This window comes from Ferruginibacter sp., from assembly GCF_028288465.1.
GTDB lineage: Bacteria > Bacteroidota > Bacteroidia > Chitinophagales > Chitinophagaceae > Ferruginibacter.
The window spans coordinates 74,440-96,239 of record NZ_JAQBNR010000004.1 but is presented as its reverse complement, the minus strand read 5'-3'; the positions used below and the strand labels follow the sequence as shown (position 1 = coordinate 96,239).

At 36.1% G+C, this 21,800-nt stretch carries 19 protein-coding genes; all 19 read left to right on the top strand.

All coding sequences use genetic code 11. The features are described 5' to 3' along the window. The first annotated feature begins 38 nt into the window (after window positions 1-38). Entirely contained in the window at window positions 39-1,538 is a 1,500-nt protein-coding gene (locus tag JWR61_RS02375; protein ID WP_301926254.1) for a hypothetical protein, read from the top strand. Between the two features lie 10 nt (window positions 1,539-1,548). Then, on the top strand, window positions 1,549-2,688 hold the full coding sequence (wecB, locus tag JWR61_RS02370; RefSeq protein ID WP_301926253.1) for a non-hydrolyzing UDP-N-acetylglucosamine 2-epimerase: 1,140 nt from the start codon (window positions 1,549-1,551) through the stop codon (window positions 2,686-2,688). Continuing rightward, on the top strand, window positions 2,685-3,536 hold the full coding sequence (locus JWR61_RS02365; RefSeq protein ID WP_301926252.1) for an SDR family oxidoreductase: 852 nt from the start codon (window positions 2,685-2,687) through the stop codon (window positions 3,534-3,536). The genes wecB and JWR61_RS02365 overlap by 4 nt, the downstream gene beginning before the upstream one ends. Further along, window positions 3,533-4,702: a glycosyltransferase gene (locus tag JWR61_RS02360; protein WP_301926251.1), complete on the top strand. Its 1,170-nt coding sequence runs from the start codon at window positions 3,533-3,535 to the stop codon at window positions 4,700-4,702. The genes JWR61_RS02365 and JWR61_RS02360 overlap by 4 nt, the downstream gene beginning before the upstream one ends. A 57-nt stretch (window positions 4,703-4,759) precedes the next feature. Continuing rightward, window positions 4,760-6,043 carry an EpsG family protein gene (locus tag JWR61_RS02355; RefSeq protein ID WP_301926250.1) on the top strand — a complete coding sequence of 428 codons (1,284 nt, stop codon included), beginning with the start codon at window positions 4,760-4,762 and terminating at the stop codon, window positions 6,041-6,043. Between the two features lie 491 nt (window positions 6,044-6,534). Beyond that, complete coding sequence (locus JWR61_RS02350; RefSeq protein ID WP_301926249.1) at window positions 6,535-7,713, top strand: MBOAT family protein; 1,179 nt, start codon at window positions 6,535-6,537, stop codon at window positions 7,711-7,713. A gap of 2 nt (window positions 7,714-7,715) precedes the next feature. After that, the gene (locus tag JWR61_RS02345; RefSeq protein WP_301926248.1) at window positions 7,716-8,849 is read left to right on the top strand and encodes a hypothetical protein; all 1,134 of its coding nucleotides are present in this window, start codon (window positions 7,716-7,718) and stop codon (window positions 8,847-8,849) included. A gap of 271 nt (window positions 8,850-9,120) precedes the next feature. Further along, on the top strand, window positions 9,121-10,245 hold the full coding sequence (locus tag JWR61_RS02340) for a hypothetical protein (RefSeq protein WP_301926247.1): 1,125 nt from the start codon (window positions 9,121-9,123) through the stop codon (window positions 10,243-10,245). Between the two features lies 1 nt (window position 10,246). Beyond that, window positions 10,247-11,377: a hypothetical protein gene (locus tag JWR61_RS02335; RefSeq protein WP_301926246.1), complete on the top strand. Its 1,131-nt coding sequence runs from the start codon at window positions 10,247-10,249 to the stop codon at window positions 11,375-11,377. Between the two features lies 1 nt (window position 11,378). Beyond that, the gene (locus tag JWR61_RS02330; RefSeq protein ID WP_301926245.1) at window positions 11,379-12,512 is read left to right on the top strand and encodes a glycosyltransferase; all 1,134 of its coding nucleotides are present in this window, start codon (window positions 11,379-11,381) and stop codon (window positions 12,510-12,512) included. Between the two features lie 246 nt (window positions 12,513-12,758). Beyond that, window positions 12,759-14,198: an MBOAT family protein gene (locus tag JWR61_RS02325; protein ID WP_301926244.1), complete on the top strand. Its 1,440-nt coding sequence runs from the start codon at window positions 12,759-12,761 to the stop codon at window positions 14,196-14,198. After that, window positions 14,198-15,085 carry a hypothetical protein gene (locus JWR61_RS02320; protein ID WP_301926243.1) on the top strand — a complete coding sequence of 296 codons (888 nt, stop codon included), beginning with the start codon at window positions 14,198-14,200 and terminating at the stop codon, window positions 15,083-15,085. The genes JWR61_RS02325 and JWR61_RS02320 overlap by 1 nt, the downstream gene beginning before the upstream one ends. 324 nt (window positions 15,086-15,409) lie before the next feature. Then, a complete protein-coding gene (locus JWR61_RS02315; protein WP_301926242.1) occupies window positions 15,410-16,633 on the top strand; it encodes a glycosyltransferase in 1,224 nt (407 codons plus the stop codon). 35 nt (window positions 16,634-16,668) lie between these two features. Continuing rightward, entirely contained in the window at window positions 16,669-17,799 is a 1,131-nt protein-coding gene (locus tag JWR61_RS02310) for a glycosyltransferase family 4 protein (protein WP_301926241.1), read from the top strand. Beyond that, window positions 17,799-18,407 carry a sugar transferase gene (locus JWR61_RS02305; RefSeq protein WP_301926240.1) on the top strand — a complete coding sequence of 203 codons (609 nt, stop codon included), beginning with the start codon at window positions 17,799-17,801 and terminating at the stop codon, window positions 18,405-18,407. Before JWR61_RS02310 ends, JWR61_RS02305 begins: the two co-directional genes overlap by 1 nt. 112 nt (window positions 18,408-18,519) lie before the next feature. Continuing rightward, entirely contained in the window at window positions 18,520-18,750 is a 231-nt protein-coding gene (locus JWR61_RS02300; RefSeq protein WP_301926239.1) for an acyl carrier protein, read from the top strand. A gap of 104 nt (window positions 18,751-18,854) precedes the next feature. After that, on the top strand, window positions 18,855-19,913 hold the full coding sequence (locus JWR61_RS02295) for a ketoacyl-ACP synthase III (protein WP_301926238.1): 1,059 nt from the start codon (window positions 18,855-18,857) through the stop codon (window positions 19,911-19,913). Between the two features lie 176 nt (window positions 19,914-20,089). Beyond that, window positions 20,090-20,854 (top strand): SDR family NAD(P)-dependent oxidoreductase, encoded by a 765-nt coding sequence (locus tag JWR61_RS02290; RefSeq protein ID WP_301926237.1) that lies wholly within the window; start codon window positions 20,090-20,092, stop codon window positions 20,852-20,854. Window positions 20,855-21,107: 253 nt separating this feature from the next. Further along, window positions 21,108-21,764, top strand: coding sequence for an acetyltransferase (locus JWR61_RS02285; protein ID WP_301926236.1), 657 nt, complete (start codon window positions 21,108-21,110; stop codon window positions 21,762-21,764). The last annotated feature ends 36 nt before the right edge of the window (window positions 21,765-21,800 follow it).

Below are 21,800 nucleotides of genomic sequence, written 5' to 3'. Positions count from 1 at the left end.
TGAATAAGTGTAAATATTTATTTTACTACAATTGGCAAATGGTGATACCATTTTATGGCATCATGATGCATGAAATTGATAAAATTATAGCCAATCCTAATAATGAGGTTTTTATATTGAGTTGCGATGGAATTTTGCGTAATTGTTTTGTTAATAACACCACGGACCGGTCCTTATGCGAGGTTTGCAAATTTGCACGCAATGTAGGGGAAAATTCATACAAAGGCAGGGTGAAAACTTTGCGCATCGGGAATTTTGCTAATATCAATGAGATTCAGTTCCCTGAATTCGCCTATGAAAATATAGTTGATATTCAAAATATAGTCTATAAGAATTGCTATATCGGCTATGGCGCACTCTCATCTTACGTTTCTTATACCCGAAATCAAGAGCCCGTAATGGATACGGAATTTAGAAAATATTTCAATGATTTGCTTGCGTCAGAAATTATTCTAATCACTGCAATGGAGAATTTGCTTGACGAGATTAATTTCGATGAGGTTTTTTTGTACAATGGCCGCTGGGCTGATGTGCGTCCGGTCTTTGATATTTGCAAAAATAGAAATATAAATGTTAACGTCCTTGAGTCTGTAAACAATGGAACAACTTCTTTTGACAGGGAAATATATGTGAATGTTTTACCCCAGGATATTCACTATCGCGATCAGATTATCAATCGTATTTGGGAAGAATCCTGCTTGGATCCGCAAGTAAAGGAAGAGCAGGCGTCAGCATTTTATAAAAAGCGGAAGAATGCAGACTTTGTAAGGGGAGATATTAAAGTGTTTACGGCAGATCAACAAGCAGAAAAATTGCCTGATAACTGGGACACTTCGAAGCGCAATATTGTGATATTTAATTCTTCGGAAGATGAATTTATTGCTTTAGGCGCAGAATGGGAACAATACCGGATTTTTAAAAGCCAGGAATCAGGAATAAGTGAATTATTGACGGAATTTATAAATAATAATGAATTTCATTTTTATTTAAGAATACATCCAAACCTGATAAAAGTTCCTTATGGTTATCACAAACGTTTAAGCGATCTGGAAAATGAATTCAGGAATGTTACGGTTATTCCCGGAGACTCACCAGTGAGTACATATAAGCTAATCGATCAATCCGAGAAAGTGATTGTTTTTGGATCAACAGTTGGAGCTGAAGCTTGTTATTGGCGAAAGCCGGTCATTTTATTGGGAGGTACAACTTATTACCTTCAAAACGTAGCATATATTCCCGCTGATTTGGCTGAAACAACCACATTGATAAGTAGAAATTCTTTGGAACCTAAACCAATTACCGGGGCGCTCAAATATGGATTTTATCTTCTAAATCATCAACTTTATTCAGAAACAATTAAAAATGAACCCTATCCAATTAAGTTTTTTGGAAAAACATTCGGTTATGGGTTTAAGCATATGCAAATTTGGAATAGCGCTCTGTTATTTAAAGTGTTTTATAAATTGTATATCAGTTTTGTCAGGTTGAAAAATTTATTGAAAAATAATCATAATACAGTTCCTGCCAAGGGATATTAAAATTTAGTTAATGATCAAAGTACTTACCATTGTGGGCACTCGTCCGGAAATTATAAAATTGTGCAGGGTGATTTCAGAATTAGAGAAACACACAAATCATGTATTGGTGCATACCGGTCAAAATTATGATTATGAATTAAATGAAGTATTCTTTAAGCAGTTAGGTATTCGAAAACCAGATCACTTTTTAGATGCTGCAGGAGCAAACGCTGCCGAAACCATTGCCAATGTAATAAAAAAATCTGATGAAGTGTTATCCACTGAACAGCCCGATGCTATGCTCATTTACGGAGATACCAATAGCTGTTTATCAGTAATTGCAGCAAAAAGGCGCAAGATACCGATTTTTCATATGGAAGCAGGTAACAGGTGCTTTGACTTACGGGTGCCAGAAGAGATTAACCGTAAAATTGTTGATCACCTGAGTGATATTAATATGGTACTTTCTGAACATGCAAGGCGATATTTAATTAGTGAGGGAATAAAGCCGGATATGATTATTAAGACGGGGTCGGGCATGTTGGAAGTGTTGAACTTTTACAAAGAAGATATCAATCAGTCAGCTATACTTGAACAGGAAGGCCTGCAAGTGGGCGAATACATAATTGTAAGTGCCCACCGGGAAGAAAATATTGATTCTGAAGTAAATTTTGGCAATTTCCTGGATTCGTTGTCAGGGCTTGCAGAATTTTTTGGTAAAAAAATAATCGTTTCTACTCATCCCCGCACCCGTAATAAATTAGTTGAAATTGGTTTTGTGAACCAAAATTCTCTGATTGAATTTATGAAACCTTTTGGCTTTTTTGAATATATCAAGCTACAACAAAATGCTTTCTGTGTAATCTCGGATAGTGGAACAATTACTGAAGAGGCGTCTATACTTAAATTTCCGGCAATTACCATCCGGCAGGCCCACGAACGGCCAGAGGGAATGGATGAAGGCACTGTTATAATGGCAGGATTAAATAAAAAGAGTATTCTTAAAGCAGTAGAAGTTACGGTGGCTCATTTTAAAGAAAATCCGTTGCCTTACGATACGGTGGGTGATTACAAGGTTAGCAATGTTTCCAGAAAAGTTTTAAAAATAATACTATCCTATACCGAATTTGTAAACAGAACAGTTTGGCATAAAGAAAACACCTGCAAATGAAAAAGATAATTGTTTTTGGTGCTACAGGGATGGCCGGTCATGTAGTATATCACTATCTGAATGAACTGGGTAGTTATACTATGTACAATACAAGTTATAGAAACAAACTAACAACTGACAGTATTATTTGTGATGTGCTAAAAACTGAAGAAGTAGCACAAATGCTAAAAATGATATCGCCTGATTACATAATCAATTGTATAGGTGCATTAATAAACGAGTCGAGGGCTAGCCCGGATAATGCTGTTTACCTGAATGCATTTTTTCCGAATTACCTGGTAAGAATTGCCAATGAAATTGGAAGTAAACTCATTCACATCAGCACAGACTGTGTGTTTAATGGCAAAAAGGGCGCTTATGGCGAAGATAGTTTTCGCGATGCTGATGATGTGTATGGCAGATCTAAGGCATTAGGCGAAATCAATGGTGAACGACACCTGACTTTGCGTACCTCTATTATTGGTCCCGAACTGAAACCAAGGGGCGAAGGTCTATTTGATTGGTTCATGCATCAATCCAGTGAGGTCAATGGCTACACTGATGCATTCTGGAGCGGAATATCCACATTAGAGCTGGCAAAATCAATTGAAAAAGCGCTCAATTATAATCTAAGTGGATTGCTTCATGTCACTAACGGAGTCAAAATTTCAAAATATGAATTGCTACAGTTGCTAAATCTCAATTTTAAAAATGACAGTGTTACAATAAAGCCAACGGATAAATACCGGGTTGATAAGAGCCTGACAAAATCGAAAGTCTTTGAATTTGAAGTGCCAGGTTATAACTGCATGCTACAAGAATTAAAAGAATGGATCAACCAGCACAACCTTTATAAATATAATCGATGAGAATTCTTTTAGTTGTGTTTGATATAAACAATTCAGCCACAGGACTGGTTATTAAAAATGTACTTGGAAGTCTTGTTCTTCAAAATCCTGAACTGGAAATAATATGCAATAAGGTTACTAATAATGAAATACCTGCTGATATTTTCTATGAAATAAACGGAGGTAATCTGGACTATGATCGGTTCGATAAACTTTTACTCGTATTAACCCGGAAAAATTTTAAAGGATTATCCTGGATTTACAAAGGAGTGCAAATCGCAAAAAAAATCGTTGATAGCTTCAATCCAGAGTTGGTGTTAGTAATATCCTCCGCTTATGGGTTTCCCGTGTTTGAACTGGGGTATCGAATTTCACGAAAGTTCAACATTCCTTTGGCCATTCATGCGGTTGATCCCTTGCCTTCTACGGCAGGATGGGGAGAAAATCAACAACTTAGAAAATCTATTATTTCAATTATAAAACCTTACTATAAACACGCTACAATCGTCTCATCTACGAATGAGTCCATGTTAAACTATCAAAAAAATGTGATTGGGGAAAAGTACATAAAAAATTCCTTTGTGTTGCCCAATCCATACAGCCCGTTAAAGAATAACTTAACGGCCCCCCTTGAGCAAAAATCATTTGTTTATCTCGGTTCTGTTTATGGAAAAAGAAATATTCAGCATTTGATAGATGCATTTACTGTTTTTTGCAATCGGCATCAAGATGCAAAGCTTTATTTCGTGGGATCTATCGATCCTGGGAAGGCCGTCATTTCGAAACATGTTGCAGATAAAATTGAATTGATTAACTGGACAGATGAGCCGGAAATCTTTATTTTCCGATGTGCAATTTTGGTAGATATCGATGCCGATATTCAGCATGATGTTTTCATTTCCTCCAAACTGACCAACTATTTGGTTGCAGACAGAGTGATTCTAAGCATTAGTCCACCGGACAGCCCGGCAAGAAAATTAATGCAGCACCTTCATAATACCGTTGTAGTTACTGCTGATTCTAAGGCAGAAATTCTCAATGCGCTGGAGGAAGCTCTCAATAAATCTCAAAACCTAATTGACTTCGGCGAACGAAAGGAAATTCGGAATTACCTTTCTCCAAAGACCGTTGCAAAAAATCTACTGGATAATTTGAACAGCGTATTAACAAATGGCAACTCATTTTAAATGTGCCGGTTTATCGTTAATGCAGGTGCATAATCTATCAATACAATTTTAGCTAACATGGGTTTCGGTTTAACGGGAACGGCAATAAAAAATAGAAAGAATAGTAATAATATTGTTCTGGACTATTTCTTTTACTTTTTGTGGCCATTCGGAATGTTAGTGAAGTCTTTGTTCGATTTCAAAAATCCCCGGTATAAAAATTTCCTTTGGTTTTTTACGGTATTTGTCGGGCTATGCCTTATCACAACGTCGGAAGAATTGGATGCTTTTAGATATGCAAGAGAATTTGAATTAATTGCTAAAACTAATAAAACTATTGGTGATATTTTCAGCATTGCCTATTCTGATTCAGGGTCATTAGATATATTCAGGCCGCTTATGATGTACCTTATTTCAAGGTTTACTAATAATTCCCATATCTTTTTTGCTTTTGTAGGTGTAATATACGGCTTTCTTTTTTCACGAAATTTCTGTTACATTATCGATAAAGTACAAGGAGATTTTACCAAATTTCAAATATTGGTTTTATTTTCTTTTTTATTTATATTCCCAATCCAGGCATTGCAATTTGTTCGGTTCAGCACGGCAGCTCACCTATTTTTTTTTGGTGCCATGCCTTTTTTATTTGAAAAAAATACAAAATATGTTTTCGTTGCAATTGCTTCCGTTTTCGTGCATTTTTCCTTTTTTATACCCGTAGCTGTTTTATTGGTTTATATTTATTTGCCTAAGAATGTCCATTTATTTTTCATCTTTTATATACTTACCAGTTTTTTTATTCAGGTAAAATTAGAATCTATCAATACCGTTTTAGAGTCTAATGCCCCTGAATTATTAGAGGATAAGGTTGCAATTTATGGTAACGAAGGGTATGCTGAAAGTGAAGTAGAAAGTATTTCAACTGCCAACTGGTACATTCAATATTTTGGTAAGGCAATTGATTACTTTATTGCAGTAATGATAATTTATGTCTATGTATTTAATAGAAAATACTTAATGGAAAATATGGGGTTATTTACGTTGTTTGGATTCACCCTGTTCTTTGCAGGTGTAGCAAATTTGGTTAGTTTATTTCCCTCGGGATCAAGGTTTATAGGTGTTGCAAGGCTTTTTGCGATAGCAGTGATTGTTTTAAATATCAACTCTTTAAAAAATAGACCTGGTTTTAAAATGCTTCAATTGGTTACCGCGCCCGTTTTAATTTTTTTTATTATTGTGGCTTTGAGATTTTTGGTTGATACTACGGGACTGTTAGCATACATTGGCAATCCTTTTTTGTTTTTTATTTATCAAGACCACGTGCCCGTCATAGATTTTATAAAATCTATATTGGGCAGTTAGCGTAACATTTATAAAATGGTTTAACGGTTGATATAAATTAGAACAGCTGCATAATTTTTATTTTAAATTACCATCTGTTTTAGAATCGAGCCGATGAATTTCCAATCTTTTTTCAAGCAAATTTAAGAAAGCCAATTCTCACCTTTTGGAGGATACTATTTGAAATTGTGATTTGCAAATTTGTCTTACCAGTTCAAAGAATTACAATATAGATAAACAATATGTTTTTTAATTCGCTAAACTTTGCAATATTCTTACCAATTGTTTTCATACTTCACTGGTTCGCAACGAAGGGAAATCTCAGACTTCAAAATATTTTGCTGCTTTTTTCAAGCTATTTTTTTTATGCTTGCTGGGACTGGCGATTTATGTTTTTACTTATTTTTTCCACTTTACTGGACTATTATACAGGGATTAAAATATACGAGGCAAATAATAGACAAAGGAAAATGTTTTGGTTGTGGCTTAGTATAAGTATCAACTTGGGATTTTTGGGAGTTTTTAAATATTATAACTTTTTTGCTGCATCATTTGTTAGTGGCCTAACGCAATTAGGATTTAAAGCAAATTTCGGCACGTTACAAGTGGTACTTCCAGTCGGTATTTCTTTTTATACTTTTCATGGCTTATCCTATATAATTGACATATACAAAAATAGAATAAGGCCTGAAAGAGGCTTCATTAACTATTCTGTATTTGTAAGCTTTTTCCCTTTGCTTGTTGCTGGACCAATAGAAAGGGCAACACATCTTTTACCTCAAATTCTTAAAAAAAGGACATTTGACTATGCTAAGGCTATTGATGGATTAAGACAAATATTGTGGGGCTTATTCAAAAAAATTGTAATAGCTGATAACTGCGCCGAATATGCCAATACAATTTTTAATAATTCAGCGGCATATTCAGGAAGTACGTTAATTTTCGGTGCCTTATTTTTTACTTTCCAGATATATTGTGATTTTTCAGGATACTCTGATATTGCGTTAGGGACAGCTCGTCTATTTGGAATAGACCTTTTGCGAAACTTCGCCTTTCCATATTTCTCCCGGGATATTGCTGAATTTTGGAGAAGATGGCACATTTCGCTATCCTCATGGTTTAAAGACTATTTATACATCCCATTGGGGGGCAGTAAAGGTGGTATATGGTTTAAGGTAAGGAATACCTTTATTATCTTTCTTGTAAGTGGTTTTTGGCATGGTGCAAATTGGACTTTTATTGTGTGGGGATTGCTAAATGCGTTATATATAACGCCTTCCGTAATATTCAATACAAATCGAAACAACCTCGAAATTGTAGCCAAGGGAAGGTATTTCCCATCTCTAAAAGATTTCTTTAATATCGGAATTACTTTTAGTTTAACTGTATTTGCCTGGATCTTTTTTCGGGCGAATAGTGTAACAAACGCTTTTAAGTATATCTCTAAAATTTTTTCGAGTACACTATTTACTAGGCCCAATTTTTCAGGGATGGAAAAAGCAGTTCCAATAGTTTTGTTGATATTCATATTTCTGATCATTGAATGGATCGGAAGAGAACAACAATATGCAATTGAAAATTTAGGAATAAAATGGTATAAACCTTTAAGATGGGCAATGTATTATGCCATTATTGTGGCAATTTTCCACTTCACGGGAAATGAACAGCAATTTATCTATTTTCAATTTTAGGGATGAAAAAATTTTTAATTCAATTATTTTTATTTACTGCGCCGGTAATTCTTTATTTAATTATTCCGACCTATGTTTTGTGGCAATCCAAAGAAGCTTTTTTTAAAATTGATAAAATTTTATCCGGCAAAGAAAAATATTTAATTGGATATGCCTATCATGAAAATAATTATGGTTTTGTAAAATGGGCTTATCTTAACTCAAATGAAAATAAAAGCGTCTGGGCATTAGGATCGTCCCGTGTTTTGCAATTTAGAGGGCGCATGTTTGACACTACGTTTTACAATGCAGGGTATACAATTTCGAGTATAAATGATTTTGAACCATTCATTCAAAGCTTACCTAAATCTAAACATCCCCAATACATTATAGTAGGACTTGACCAATGGATGTTTAATGCATCGTATGATAATTTGAACTCAACACCCTCACCCAAATCATGGCAAAGCAGTTTTACGTTTATTCCTAAAATATTTCCTACCTATAAAACTTGCTACGCTGATCTCTTTGCAGGTAAATATACTCTTAACACTTTTAATAAGCAGCATTCCAATTTTATCAGCAAAATAGGATTAAATGCCATAGTGAATAATACAGGATTTAGAAATGACGGCAGTATTTATTATGGATCACAAATTCAAAAGTTAATAAATAAGGATACAACAGCAAACGATTTTAACAATTCAAACACATTTGATAGAATCAAGCATGGTAACAGACATTTTGAATATTGCAAATCCGTTAATGAAAAAGCGCTTATCAAATTAAGTGAATTTTTAAATTATTGTAAGAGCCAGCAAATAAATGTAATCGCATTTTTACCTCCGTTTGCTGATAAAGTATATAGTAAAATGGTGGAAAGCGGTAATTATCTTTATTTAATAGATCTTTATCAGCGAATAAAGCCAATCTTCGAAAAATACGATTTTGAAGTGTATGACTTCTCTAAAGTTGCACTGTGTAATTCAAGTGATAATGAGACAATTGATGGTTTTCATGGAGGAGAATTAACTTATCAGAAAATTTTAATTTCAATATTAGACTCTGGCTCTATTTTAAGACAAGTTACCAACGTTAATAGATTGAAAGACGACATAATAAATAGAAAGAATTCGTACATAGTTTACGATAACTAGAAATGAACGGGTTACGGTCTTCAGTACTTATTGGTGATACTAAATTGAATTTTCTTTTTTTTAAAGCTTTTTACAAAATCATATTGTGGTAACAAAATTATCAAAAGCTTTGATATTACCGTGAAAACTCTTAAGCTATCTATTTTATCGAAGTTGTATTTAAAATTAGTGATAAGCTAATACCAGTTCCTTTATTAATGAAATTTAATAACCTGTTTTATTTAATATTTAAGTGAATGTATCATAGTTTATCAATAAACCAGCTGATTAAATGAGGATTAAAAAAAGTATAGTCCGCAATTTATCCAATCTACCTGGATGGAGAACTAATCAGAAAATTGTAGTATTGGAATCAGATGACTGGGGAGCAATCAGAATGTCATCAAAAGAAGCTTATGATAGGCTTTTCAATTTAGGAATAAAGCCTTTAAATAAGGATGAAGAAAGGTATTTGAAAAATGATAGCCTTGCATCTGAAAGCGACCTGACGAATTTATTCGAAGTACTACATTCTGTAAAAGATGGTAGTGGAAAACCTGCCGTTTTTACTGTTGTGGCTGTTGTTGCCAACCCTGATTTTGGTAAAATAAAAGACGCTGCAAATAAGGAATATTTTTACGAACCGTTTAATGTAACCCTTGAACGATATCCCCAACATGCCAATTCTTTTGAACTTTGGAAACAGGGGATTCGTGAAAAAATATTTTTGCCACAATTTCATGGAAGAGAGCACCTGAATGTTCATAGCTGGTTAAAAGCACTTCAGCTTAATAACCCCGATACGCGTTCGGCTTTCGAAGAGCAGGTTTATGGGATATCCCCGCGTGATCCAATTAACCGAATATCATACCAGGCGGCGTTTGATATAATTGATGTTGGAGAAATTGAATACCAGAAGACGGTTATAACGGAAGGGCTGGATTTATTTGAACAACTCTTTGGCTATAGAAGTACATTTTTTGTTCCCACTAATGGACCATTTAACAATCAATTGGAAAAAACGCTACATGAAGGCGGTATTAAATTTATTGGAACCTCTAAAATACAAAAGGAGCCGATGGGTAATGAAAAGTACAAACGAAATTTTCGTTATATTGGTCAAAAAAATAAATTTGGACAAACCTACCTTACAAGGAATTGTTTTTTTGAGCCATCTTCTCATTTAAAAAATGACTGGGTTGACAGTTGTATGAATGAAATTAAAATTGCATTTAACTGGAATAAACCGGCGGTTATTAGCAGCCACAGAGTTAATTATACCGGGTTTCTTAATTTGACAAACAGGGAAAAGGGATTGAGGCAATTAAAAACCCTATTAAAGAGTATAATTAACAGGTGGCCTGACGCAACGTTTATTACTTCGGAAGAACTGGGGTTTATAATTTCCGGTAAATAAAATGAATATACTATCAAAAGTTAAACGGAATTATATTAACGCTCGGGGATGGTGCACTCCAAGAAAAATTGTAGTGATAGAATCTGATGATTGGGGAAGCATAAGAATGCCATCGAAAGAGATTTATTCAAAACTTTCAGCAGAAAACTTAAATGTCGAAAGAGACCCTTATCTAAAATATGATTGCTTAGAAAATAGTAGTGATTTAACCGCATTGTTTGAAATACTATGCAGTGTTAAAGATTCGAACGGGCATTTTGCCGTTATAACTGCCAACACGGTTGTTGCTAATCCGGATTTCGACAAAATCAGGCTGTCTGCATTTAGTAAATATTATTTTGAGCCTTTTACGGAGACTTTAAAAAAGTATGATAAAAATTCTTCCACTTTTCTAATGATAAAACAGGGAATTGAAAACAAAATCTACCATCCCCAGTTTCATGGAAGAGAACATCTTAATGTAGACAGGTGGATGTTGGGTATCGGGCAGCATAAAGACCTTTTAAGAAAAGCTTTTGACTTAAAAATGATCAGTATAAGCTCTGTTCCATGTGAACTAAAATATTGTTATATGGAAGGCCTTGATTATTTCAATGAAACGGAATTAGACAATAAGGTCGCGATTTTGAATGAGGGCATGGATCTGTTTAAAGAAATTTTTGGGTTTACTTCAGAGTCATTTATAGCCAATTGTTACATCTGGAGCAAGAGATCTGAGACCGTTTTAGCCGGTATGGGAGTTAAATATTTGCAAGGCATTTATAATCAATTTCAGCCAGTATTGTTTAATCACAACCGACATGATTTACGTGTCGTTAGTCATTACATGGGAGAGCGCAACCAGTTTGGACAACGCTATTTGTTACGGAATGCATTTTTTGAACCTTCATTAAAAAGCAATGCAGATGTGGCAGATGAGTGTCTGAAAAGAATTGAAATTGCATTTAGGTGGAACAAACCAGCTATTATATGTAGTCACCGCTTAAACTTTATAGGTTCAATTGATATAAACAATAGGGATAAGAATTTAAAAATGTTTAGTACTCTCTTGCGTAGTATTATGAAAAAATGGCCGGCCGTCGAATTTATGACAAGTGACCAATTAGGTAATTTAATAGAACACAGTAATTAAGATGGTAAGAAAAAAGTTGTTGTTTTTAATGCCCTCGATGGTAGGTGGGGGAGCGGAGCGTACATTAATAAATTTGCTACACAAAATAGATTATTCAAAATACGAAATTGATTTAGTGATTGTATGTAACAAAGGCGTTTACCTTAATCAAATTCCAGATGAGGTAAAACTTACGGCATTGTTTAAGAATGATTTTTTTGTAAGGGTATTGGCTTATTTGCAGAAGCGGGTTGGTTTTACAATTATTTTTAGATGGGCGATTAAAAAAAAAATCACTAAAGATTATGACCTGGGAATTTCTTTTTTAGATGGGAATTTTACTGACCTGTTATTTTTTATTAAGGGATTAAAAAGGCGGGTGGCCTGGGTTCACAGCTCCTATAAATCTTATAGAAATTTTGCCAGGTTTTATGAAAATGAACATTACAAAAACAAATTAAAAATTAACCGTTACGGAAAGCTTGATACAATTTGCTTTGTTTCCCATGATTCTATGAGTGAGTTCCTTGAGGTATTTGGCACCTACACCAGCATGGAGGTAATCTACAATCTAATAGATGCTGAAGCTGTGAAACTAAAAGCAACAAAAAACCAAATAGTAAAAAGCGGAACGTTTACATTTATAGCACTAGGCAGCCTATTACCAGTTAAGGGATTTGATCGCCTTATCCGGGCTTCTAAAATAGTGAGAGATACGGGATTTACCTTTAATGTGCAAATAGTTGGGAAAGGGAATGAAGAGCAAAATCTACGGCGTTTAATCAAATTGGAAAATTTAGATAATGTTGTATCAATATTAGGGTTTTATGACAATCCATATCCGCTTTTACTCACGGCAGATGCTTTTATTATGAGTTCTGTTTCTGAGGCCTTACCCACAGTATTGTGTGAAGCAATGATATTAGGTAAGCCGGTTATTGTTACTAATTGTAGTGGTTGCAAAGAATTAGTTGACAATGAAAAATACGGATTGCTGGCCGAGCAAAATGATGATTCTCTTGCAAATAAGATGATAACCTATTTAACAAACCCAAGTCTACTTGAAGCTTACTCAAAAAAGGCGTTGGAACGGGCTAAACTTTTTGATGATACTGAAATGCTCAATGCTTATTATCGCATTTTCGATAAAATTTGACTTATAATGAAGTAAAATGAATAATCATAAGTCTCCTATTTTTTTTAATAAAAAGTATATTAGAAAGTTTTGGCTCAGCTAAAACATAAAAAAATCGTCAGTTCAAATTTTCTCAATCTTGAACATCCCATAGATAGTTTGTTCTTCTTGCCAGACTAATAATTAATACTTCTCCCTCAATATCAATGGGAAGCCAGATCAAGTTATATTCCAATTCGACTGGGGTCATTTTAATACTGTCAATCAATGTTATTTAATTCATTAAGCTTTCTTGTTTTTTTTCCGATAGTATTTGTTATATACTGGTTTGTTACAAATGGAAACTTAAAATGGCAAAATATTCTATTACTGGTGGCAAGTTATTATTTCTATGCTTGCTGGGATTACCGCTTTCTTTTCCTCCTCATATTTTCTACCGGACTTGATTTTTATACCGGTCTAAAAATGGATGAGAGTGTAAATGATCAGAGACGGCGAATTTGGTTTTGGGTAAGTGTAATTATCAATTTAGGGTTTTTAGGCATCTTTAAGTACTATAATTTTTTTATCGGATCATTTGCTGAGGGTCTCTCACGCCTGGGAATTCATCTCAACGTCTGGACTATACGGGTGATACTACCAGTGGGTATATCATTTTATACATTTCATGGACTTTCTTATGTAATTGATATCTACAATAGAAAGATTAAGGCAGAAAGAAATTTTGTAGACTATTCTTTATTCGTCAGTTATTTCCCCTTGCTGGTGGCCGGGCCAATTGAAAGAGCCACCCATCTTCTGCCGCAAGTAAAACATGAAAGAACTTTTGATAGTGAGAACGCTATTCGGGGAATCGAACTCATGGTTTGGGGTTTTTTTAAAAAGGTGGTGATCGCAGACTCTATTGCAGTGATTGTAAATAGAGTATTTGATGAATACACTTCATATGGTAGTGTTGCCTTAATTATTGCAGCCATTACTTTTTCATTTCAAATATATTGCGACTTTAGTGGCTATTCTGATATAGCCATTGGCACTTCAAAGCTCCTGGGTATTGACCTTATCCAGAATTTTAATTTTCCTTACCTTTCACGTAACATAGCAGAGTTTTGGAGAAGGTGGCATATTTCCCTCTCAACATGGTTTAGAGATTATTTGTATATTCCTTTGGGTGGGTCAAAAGTTTCAAGAATCTTCAGTGTAAGAAATGTGTTTATCATTTTTTTGGTAAGCGGAATATGGCATGGCGCAAACTGGACATTTATTGTTTGGGGAGGAATTCATGCATTACTCTTTATGCCCTCTTTTTTAGTTGGATCAAACAGAAAATACAAAGAGGATATAGTTCATCAGAATAAATGGGTTCCTTCTTTTCGAGATATTTTTCAAATAATTATTACGTTCAGCGTGGTAACTTTTGCATGGATATTTTTCAGAGCTGCATCTCTATCGAAGGCTTTTCAATATGTGACCGATATTATAGTCAATAAAAAGGGACGAGCTTTAGGACTCACAAATGTTGAAATTATAAGTTATTTTATTGCTTTTGCCATTTTTTTTATAAACAGCATCTATAGATTATACAGAAAAAATAATCTTGTTAAAACATCGCGTTTTTTACAATTTACTGTTACATTTCTATTACTTATTTTAATAACAGTTCTTGGGCAATTTTCAAGGCAAAGCTTTATATACTTTCAATTTTAATGAAGACTTTTTTAAAATTTTCCTTTGGACTTTTTTTTGCGTTTATCGTGGCTAATGGGCTTTACCTTTTTTTATTGCCCCATATTGACTGGGAGTTTCGTAAAACGAAAGAAGCCCATGGGTTTAAAAACCAACATTTAAAAGTACTGGTGTTTGGAAACAGTACGGCAATGGATGGTGTTAATACCGACTTAATAGACAAGCATTTTGGCCCCGCATATAATTTTTCAGTCGGAGGTGCTTCACTTTTAACAAATTATATTCAATTAAGCGACTATTTACTTCATAATGAGCGTCCGGAAAAAGTGCTGTTATTTTTAAGTAGCGCTCACGTTAAATATTACAATCCAAATGAAGTAAATCCAATTGTAGACTACTATTACGGAAATTCTCTTCCAGTTAGTGGATTAAAAGATATTCCTCTTTTTAAATTCAGGTGGTTGGTTATTGAAAATATTAAAAAGCTGCTTTCAACTAATCACCGAACAGCAAAGATCATCAAGGGACAATTGAGAATTAAGAGTATCGTGCCGGATAATTCATCGAAAAAAAATGATACTACCATTAGATGTTTGAATGAGTCTTTTTATAACAATGAGGGATATGAGTATATGTGGAGAATAGCTTCTCTTTGTAAAGAGAGAAATATACAATTTGAGGTGTTTGAATTGCCTTGTTGGAAATTTGCCCAGAATGAATGCGCAGATTTGGTTTTGCAAAATAAAGTTATTCAAAATCACTTTAACTTGATTATGCATAATTTGAATAATTATAGTAAATGTGATACTTTGCTGGACCCTAACAAAGATTGGTTGAGTCTGAATCACTTGAATTACAATGGCTCTATAAAAGTAACAAGTGAAATTATAAGGATACTTTCCAGATAGAAATATTTTTTCCATCATTCTTTTAACTGAAGTCTCAAACGTTAGAGCACAACGAATTATTCCGTTCGTAACTACCTCATTTCGTTACCGTGTGATTGTGACTTGGCATCTGAGGACCAGTTAACTGGAAAGTACGATTATTTAATTTTCTTGTTAACTTTCATTATTGAAAGAAATAATCCCCGGTGAAAATTTAGGAGTCTTTGTAAGCTTCCCTGTTTTTATAAGGACACATTGCCATGGAGGCGTGTGACAGGAGGAAGTATGAGGAATTCACTATGAATGTTATTGCGGCATCTCATTATTTATCCTAAAGAAATCAGCTTGAAAGTTATTCAGATAAATTCGATTGTAAATTCAGGAAGTACCGGCCGTATTGCTGAAGATATAGGGAAGGTGCTGTTGGATAATGGTCATCAAAGTTTTATCGCTTTTGGCAGAGGAAACAGGCCAAGCAAATCGCAACTGATAAAAATTGGTAACAAATGGGACACTTACTGGCACGGCCTTCAAACAATGGTTTTTGACAGGCATGCATTTGCGTCTACTACGGCAACTCAAAAGCTAATTAAGGAAATCGAAATTTTGAAACCAGACGTGATTGGCTTACATAATTTGCATGGTTATTACATCGATATTAAAATATTATTTACATATCTGCGTACCACTCAAATACCTGTTGTTTGGACATTGTTTGATTGTTGGTCTTTTACCGGGCATTGTACCTATTTTGATGATATTGACTGTACTAAATGGATTCAAGGTTGTTTTGAGTGTCCCAAAAAAAAGAAATATCCTTCATCTTTTTTGATAGATAATAGCAAGGAAAATTACCTGGACAAGAAGCATCTGTATGCCGATTTTAAAAATCTCCAGATTGTAGTTCATTCTAAATGGTTACAAAATATAGTAGGTCAGTCTTTTCTTAATGAAATACCAATCCATCATATTTTCAGTGGGATCAATCTGGAAATATTTAAGCCTTTAAGCAATAAGAAGGAAATAGTTACAAAATATCAACTGGCAAACAAAAAAATAGTTTTAGGTGTTGCCAGTACATGGGATAAGCGAAAAGGACTCAATGACTTTATTCAGCTGAGCAATTATCTGTCATCCGACGAGATAATTGTATTGATTGGCGTAAATAAACAACAGTTAAAATTATTGCAGTTAAATATTGTTGGCATTGAGCGTACGGAGGATATAAACGAATTAGCAGCTTTATATTCAGCTGCAGATGTGTTCGTAAATCCTACCTGGCAGGACAATTTCCCAACCACCAATATTGAAGCATTGGCTTGCGGCACACCTGTTATAACCTATAATACTGGGGGTAGTCCGGAGGCGATTGATAAGGAGACCGGCTTCGTAATTGAAAAGGGCAATCTGCAGGGATTGGCTGAAGCCATCGGGGAAGTGTTCGAAAAGGGAAAGGATCATTATAGAAATATTTGCCGCCAAAGGGCAGAGCAACTATTTAATAAAAATGACCGCTATAGTGATTATTTGAAGTTGTATGAATCGCTGTTGATAGTGAATGGTCAATAGTCAATATTCTCAGTTCACACCCTATTATATCTGCAATGGAGAAAGATAAGAAGCAAATCGTTTTTGTGAACCAGAGTTCGGGTTACCTGATGCTCGACATCATTGACGCATTTGGGTCTACTTATGAGGAGCGTATTTTAATGGCAGGTTTTATTAATCCCCGTAATAAAAAAGTAGACACATCTGTTAAAATTATCAAACTGGCGAAATATAACCGAAGCTCATCTTTAAAGCGGTTGTTGTCCTGGTCGCTGGCTTTTATAAAGGCCTTTTGGCTGATTAAAACAAGATACAGAAAAGCAGATTTGTTTTTGGTTTCCAATCCGCCCTTTGCTTTATTTATACCCTTATTTTGCAATAACTCTTTTCGGGTATTGGTATATGATGTTTACCCGGACGCAATGGTCAGTTACAATTTATTGAAGCAGGATTCCATGCTGACAAGATGGTGGTGGAATGCCAATAAAAAAGTGTTTGCAAAGGCAGCAGGAATTTACACCATTGGCAATGGGATGAAACAATTGCTTGCTGCCTACGTTGACCCGTCGAAGATTAAAGTAGTACCTGTGTGGACTGATAATGAATTTCTCAAGCCCCTGCCAAAAACAACCAATCATTTTATAACGCAACAAAAACTAGAGAACAAATTCATTGTATTGTACTCCGGTAACCTGGGTAAAACACAGGAGGTAGAAGTATTGGTGCAGCTGGCAGCCAAAGCAGCGGATGCTGAATTATTTTTTTTAATTATTGGTGGTGGTGACAAAGCAGCATCACTGGCAGATAAAATTCAGGAGCAGGGCCTGGCAAATATCCGCCTGCTGCCCTGGCAGGAAACTGGCCAGTTGCCCTTTACATTAGCGGCGGCTGATATAGCGGTAGTAAGCCTGGGTAAAGAAGCTTCTTTATTAAGTGTACCCAGTAAGACCTTTAATTATCTATCCGTAGGGGCACCGTTGCTTTGTATTGCATCGCCCGATTCGGAACTGGCTGCATTGGTAGATGAACATGGGACCGGCGAATGTTTTAATTCAAATGAAACGGATCGGATGCTTGATTTTATCACCAGTCTTAAAAATGATCAAACCCAATTGGAGGCCTTCCGGCAGCGTTCATTGGCAACCTCAAAGTTGTTTAGCCCTGCAAATGCAGTTGAATTTATTTAATGATGTATCGTAATTTTATTAAAAGAGGAATTGATTGCCTGGTTGCGTTGGTCTTGCTGATCCTTGCTTTACCGGTTTTATTGATAGCCGCAGCCTGCTTGTTTTTTGCTAACAATGGCAACGTGTTTTTTACACAGGAAAGGCCCGGCAGAAAGACGCGGTTATTCAGGGTGATCAAATTTAAAACCATGAATGATAAAAAAGATCAGCATGGTAAGTTATTACCGGATAGAGAACGCCTTATACCAGTGGGTAAGTTTATCAGAACCACTTCCATTGATGAATTGCCTCAAATGATCAATGTGCTAAAAGGGGATATGAGCCTGATTGGACCAAGACCATTGCTGCCTAAATATTTACCGCTTTACAATGAGCAGCAAAAGCGGCGGCATGAAGTAAGGCCGGGGATTACGGGATGGGCACAGGTAAATGGCAGGAATGCCATCAGTTGGTCAAAAAAGTTTGAGTATGATGTTTGGTATGTAGACAACCTGGGGTTTTTACTGGATGTAAAAATCGTCTGGTTAACCATCATTAAAATATTTAAGCGGGAAGGAATTACAGAACAGGGCAGTGCCACCATTTCGGCATTCAACGGAAATAATTAGGCCTTAACAATTTATCTCCAAAGAGAAATACTTGAGGCCTTTTTTAGGTAAGCGTGTTAAGTAAATGTAGCATTTTACCTGTACAATATTGACAACAAATAAAACTATAACTATGAAAGAAAATTTTTTAGCTTCCTTTAAAGAGGCATTACAAATTGAAGACAGGGAAGTATTGATAACAGATGTTTTTCGTGATTACGAAGAATGGGATTCATTGAGCAGGCTGTCTTTGATTGCCGCCCTTGATGAAGAGTATGATTTGCAAATTGAGGATAGGGAGTTTGAGCAATTGGTTACAGTGGGTGATTTGATGGCGGTGGTGGAAAGTAAGGTAAATGGTTAATTGCTTTTGCTTTTTGTTTGGGTAGCCTTTTTTGCCTGGCGCAATTTTGGAGTAAAAACAAAAACCATAGAACGTCCAAAGGCACTAATAAAAAATTCATTCTGATGGCACTATTAAAGTTCAATAACGTTGGCATCGCCGGTATGGCAGCCTGCGTTCCTGCCAATACCATTGTTAATTATAATTATACGGAACATTTTTCTGCAGAAGAAGCCAAAGAGGTAACGGATAAAACGGGCATACAGGAAAGAAGGTTTGCCTTGCCAGGCACAACCTCCTCCGATCTTTGTTTTGCTGCTGCGGAGAAATTGATTGCAGATCTACAGGTTGATAAGTCAGAAATTGACCTGCTGGTTTTTGTTTCGCAAACGCCCGACTACCGGATGCCCGCCACATCAATATTGTTACAAAACCGCCTCGGACTATCCATGCAAACCATGGCATTTGATATCAGCCTTGGCTGTTCGGCGTTCGTGTATGCGCTTTCGGTCGTGTATGCCATGATGGAAAAATCCGGCTTTCAAAAAGCCTTGTTATTAGATGGCGAAACCCGATCAAGGGTATACTCTCCCAAAGACCGAAAGACGGCTTTTTTATTCGGTGATGGCGGTGTTGCCGCCCTTATTGAACGGGATGAACGTTTTGGTGAAAGTTTTTTTTCCTTAAATTCAGATGGCTCCAGGGAAGACCTGATTAAAATAAAAGCCGGCGGTTACAGATATCCCAGCACCGCTGAAACACTGGTAGAAAAAGTGATCGATGAACACGGCAATATGCGGAGTGAGGAGCATGGTTACATGGAAGGAGCTGATGTATTCAATTTTGTATTAAGAGAAATTCCACCGGATATTAAGAGACTGGAAGCGTTTTCGGGCAAGGCATTACATTCTTTGGACTACTACCTGTTTCACCAGGCCAATGATTATATGAATGGCTACCTGGCAAAAAAATTAAAACTACCGGCAGAGAGAGTTCCCTCCAGTATTGCACAATTTGGCAATACGTCATCGGTATCCATACCGCTGACAATAGTGAGTCAATTACAGGGAAAACTGGTAGAGAACAAAGAGGCCATGTTATGCGCTTTTGGTGTAGGCATGAGTTGGGCCACAGCTTTCATCAATTTTAACGGCTGCCACATTAGTGATTTGGTAGAAGTGTAAAGAGCCCTCTAACCTTCGAAGGGAAGCTTCCCCAACCCTTCTGAAGGGAGGGGCTTTATACGCTGCTGAGTTACACAGGTGTTTTAAATAAAATTGTCTGATATTTCAAATATATAAAAGCTGGAAGATTTAGCCGGCTTCAAGAACCCCCTTCAGGGGGCAGGAGGGCTTTAATTATGCAAAATCCATTTAATTTAGAAAATAAAAACATTGTCATCACCGGAGCCTCCTCGGGAATCGGCAGAGCCTGCGCAATAGGTTGCAGTCAGCTTGGGGCGAAGTTGCTGTTGATTGGCCGGCAGGAAGCAGAGTTAGAAAAGACAAAAGCAATGCTTCCAGTTCCAGGATTGGCAACAATCCTTGTATTGGACCTTACCCAATTTGAAGAAGTAACTACAAAGGTAAAAGCGGCGATTGCTGGTTTTGGGCCAATTGATGGAGCAATACATGCAGCCGGTATTTCCACTACATTGCCTTTTCGGAATAGTACGGTGGAAAAGATGGATCATTTTTTTAAGGTAAACGTAGCGGCAGCTTTGCACCTTACCCAATTATTAATTAAACCAGGTAGTGTAGCTGCCAATGGTGCCAGTATTGTTTTTATAACTTCCGTAATGTCACAGGTAGGCGAGTCTGCCAAAGTTTTATATAGCATGAGCAAGGGAGCATTATTAGCCGCCTCCCGTTCAATGGCGATAGAACTGGCACCCAAAAAAATAAGGGTCAATTGCATTGCGCCTGGTGTGGTGGATACTCCTATGTCACAACAGGCCTATTATAGCCAAAATCCCGAATTGAAAGCACACATTACAGGTTTGCATCCATTGGGATTGGGAGTGCCTGAAGATGTAGCCAATGCCTGTATTTATCTTTTATCAGATGCGGCAAGATGGGTTACAGGAACCCAGTTAATGGTTGATGGTGGCTATACAGCCAGGTAAAATCCCATCCCCTGAAGGGGTGTAAGACTGGTGCTCTTGGGTTTTAATCTTTACGTTAGTCGTTGTAGGTTTTAGAATGGAATATAGGAATTGTAGCTTGAAAGCGTTTGGTTAAAGTTTGATGATGAGGTAGTTTATTTTTCGTGGTTTGTGGCTGGCGGTTGCACCCTGGGGGTTTCTTGTTAACTATTCATTGATCTCCCAAAAACTATTTGTAAATCTGCCCTTCTTGCTGAATTAAATTTATTAAATAATGAAACAAATTATTATTATTGGTGCAGGTGGGCATAGTGCCGAAATAGACGATTATTTTCAATATGCCAAAAAGAAGTTGCAAGATTTTGGGATGGAGATCCGGGGCTATATTGATGACAATGCATTGAGTTATGGGAACTACGATTTTACAGCTCCTTTTCTGGGGCATATACAATCACATGTCATTCAACAAGACGTGTATTATATCATGGGCATTGCTAATTTAAAATATCGCCGGCCTATCATTGAAAGATTTTTGGCAGCTGGTGCGGTTTTTACCACCTTTATTCATCCCGATGCTTATATTTCCGCTTCTTCAAAAATAGGCGCAGGGGTAGTAATAGCTCCCGGTGTAAATGTTGGCCCCAAGGTTTCGATCGGGAATTTTACATTGATTAATTCGCGGAGCAGTATGGGGCATGATACAAAAGTTGGCGCTTATAATTTTATTTGTCCAAATGTATGTTTCTCTGGGTTTACTGTAGTGGGCGATGAAAATTTATTTGGTGTCAACAGTGCTACCATACCGGGCATACAAATTGGCAATCGCAACAAAATTGCCGCAGGAGTGGTATTGGATAAAAATGTGGGCGACGATGAAGTGGTGTTTTACCGGTTTAAGGAAAAAGTAATAGCTATTCCAAAAAGTCAATGAAATTTTACGCTCAAGTATAAAAGAATCTTTTTTACG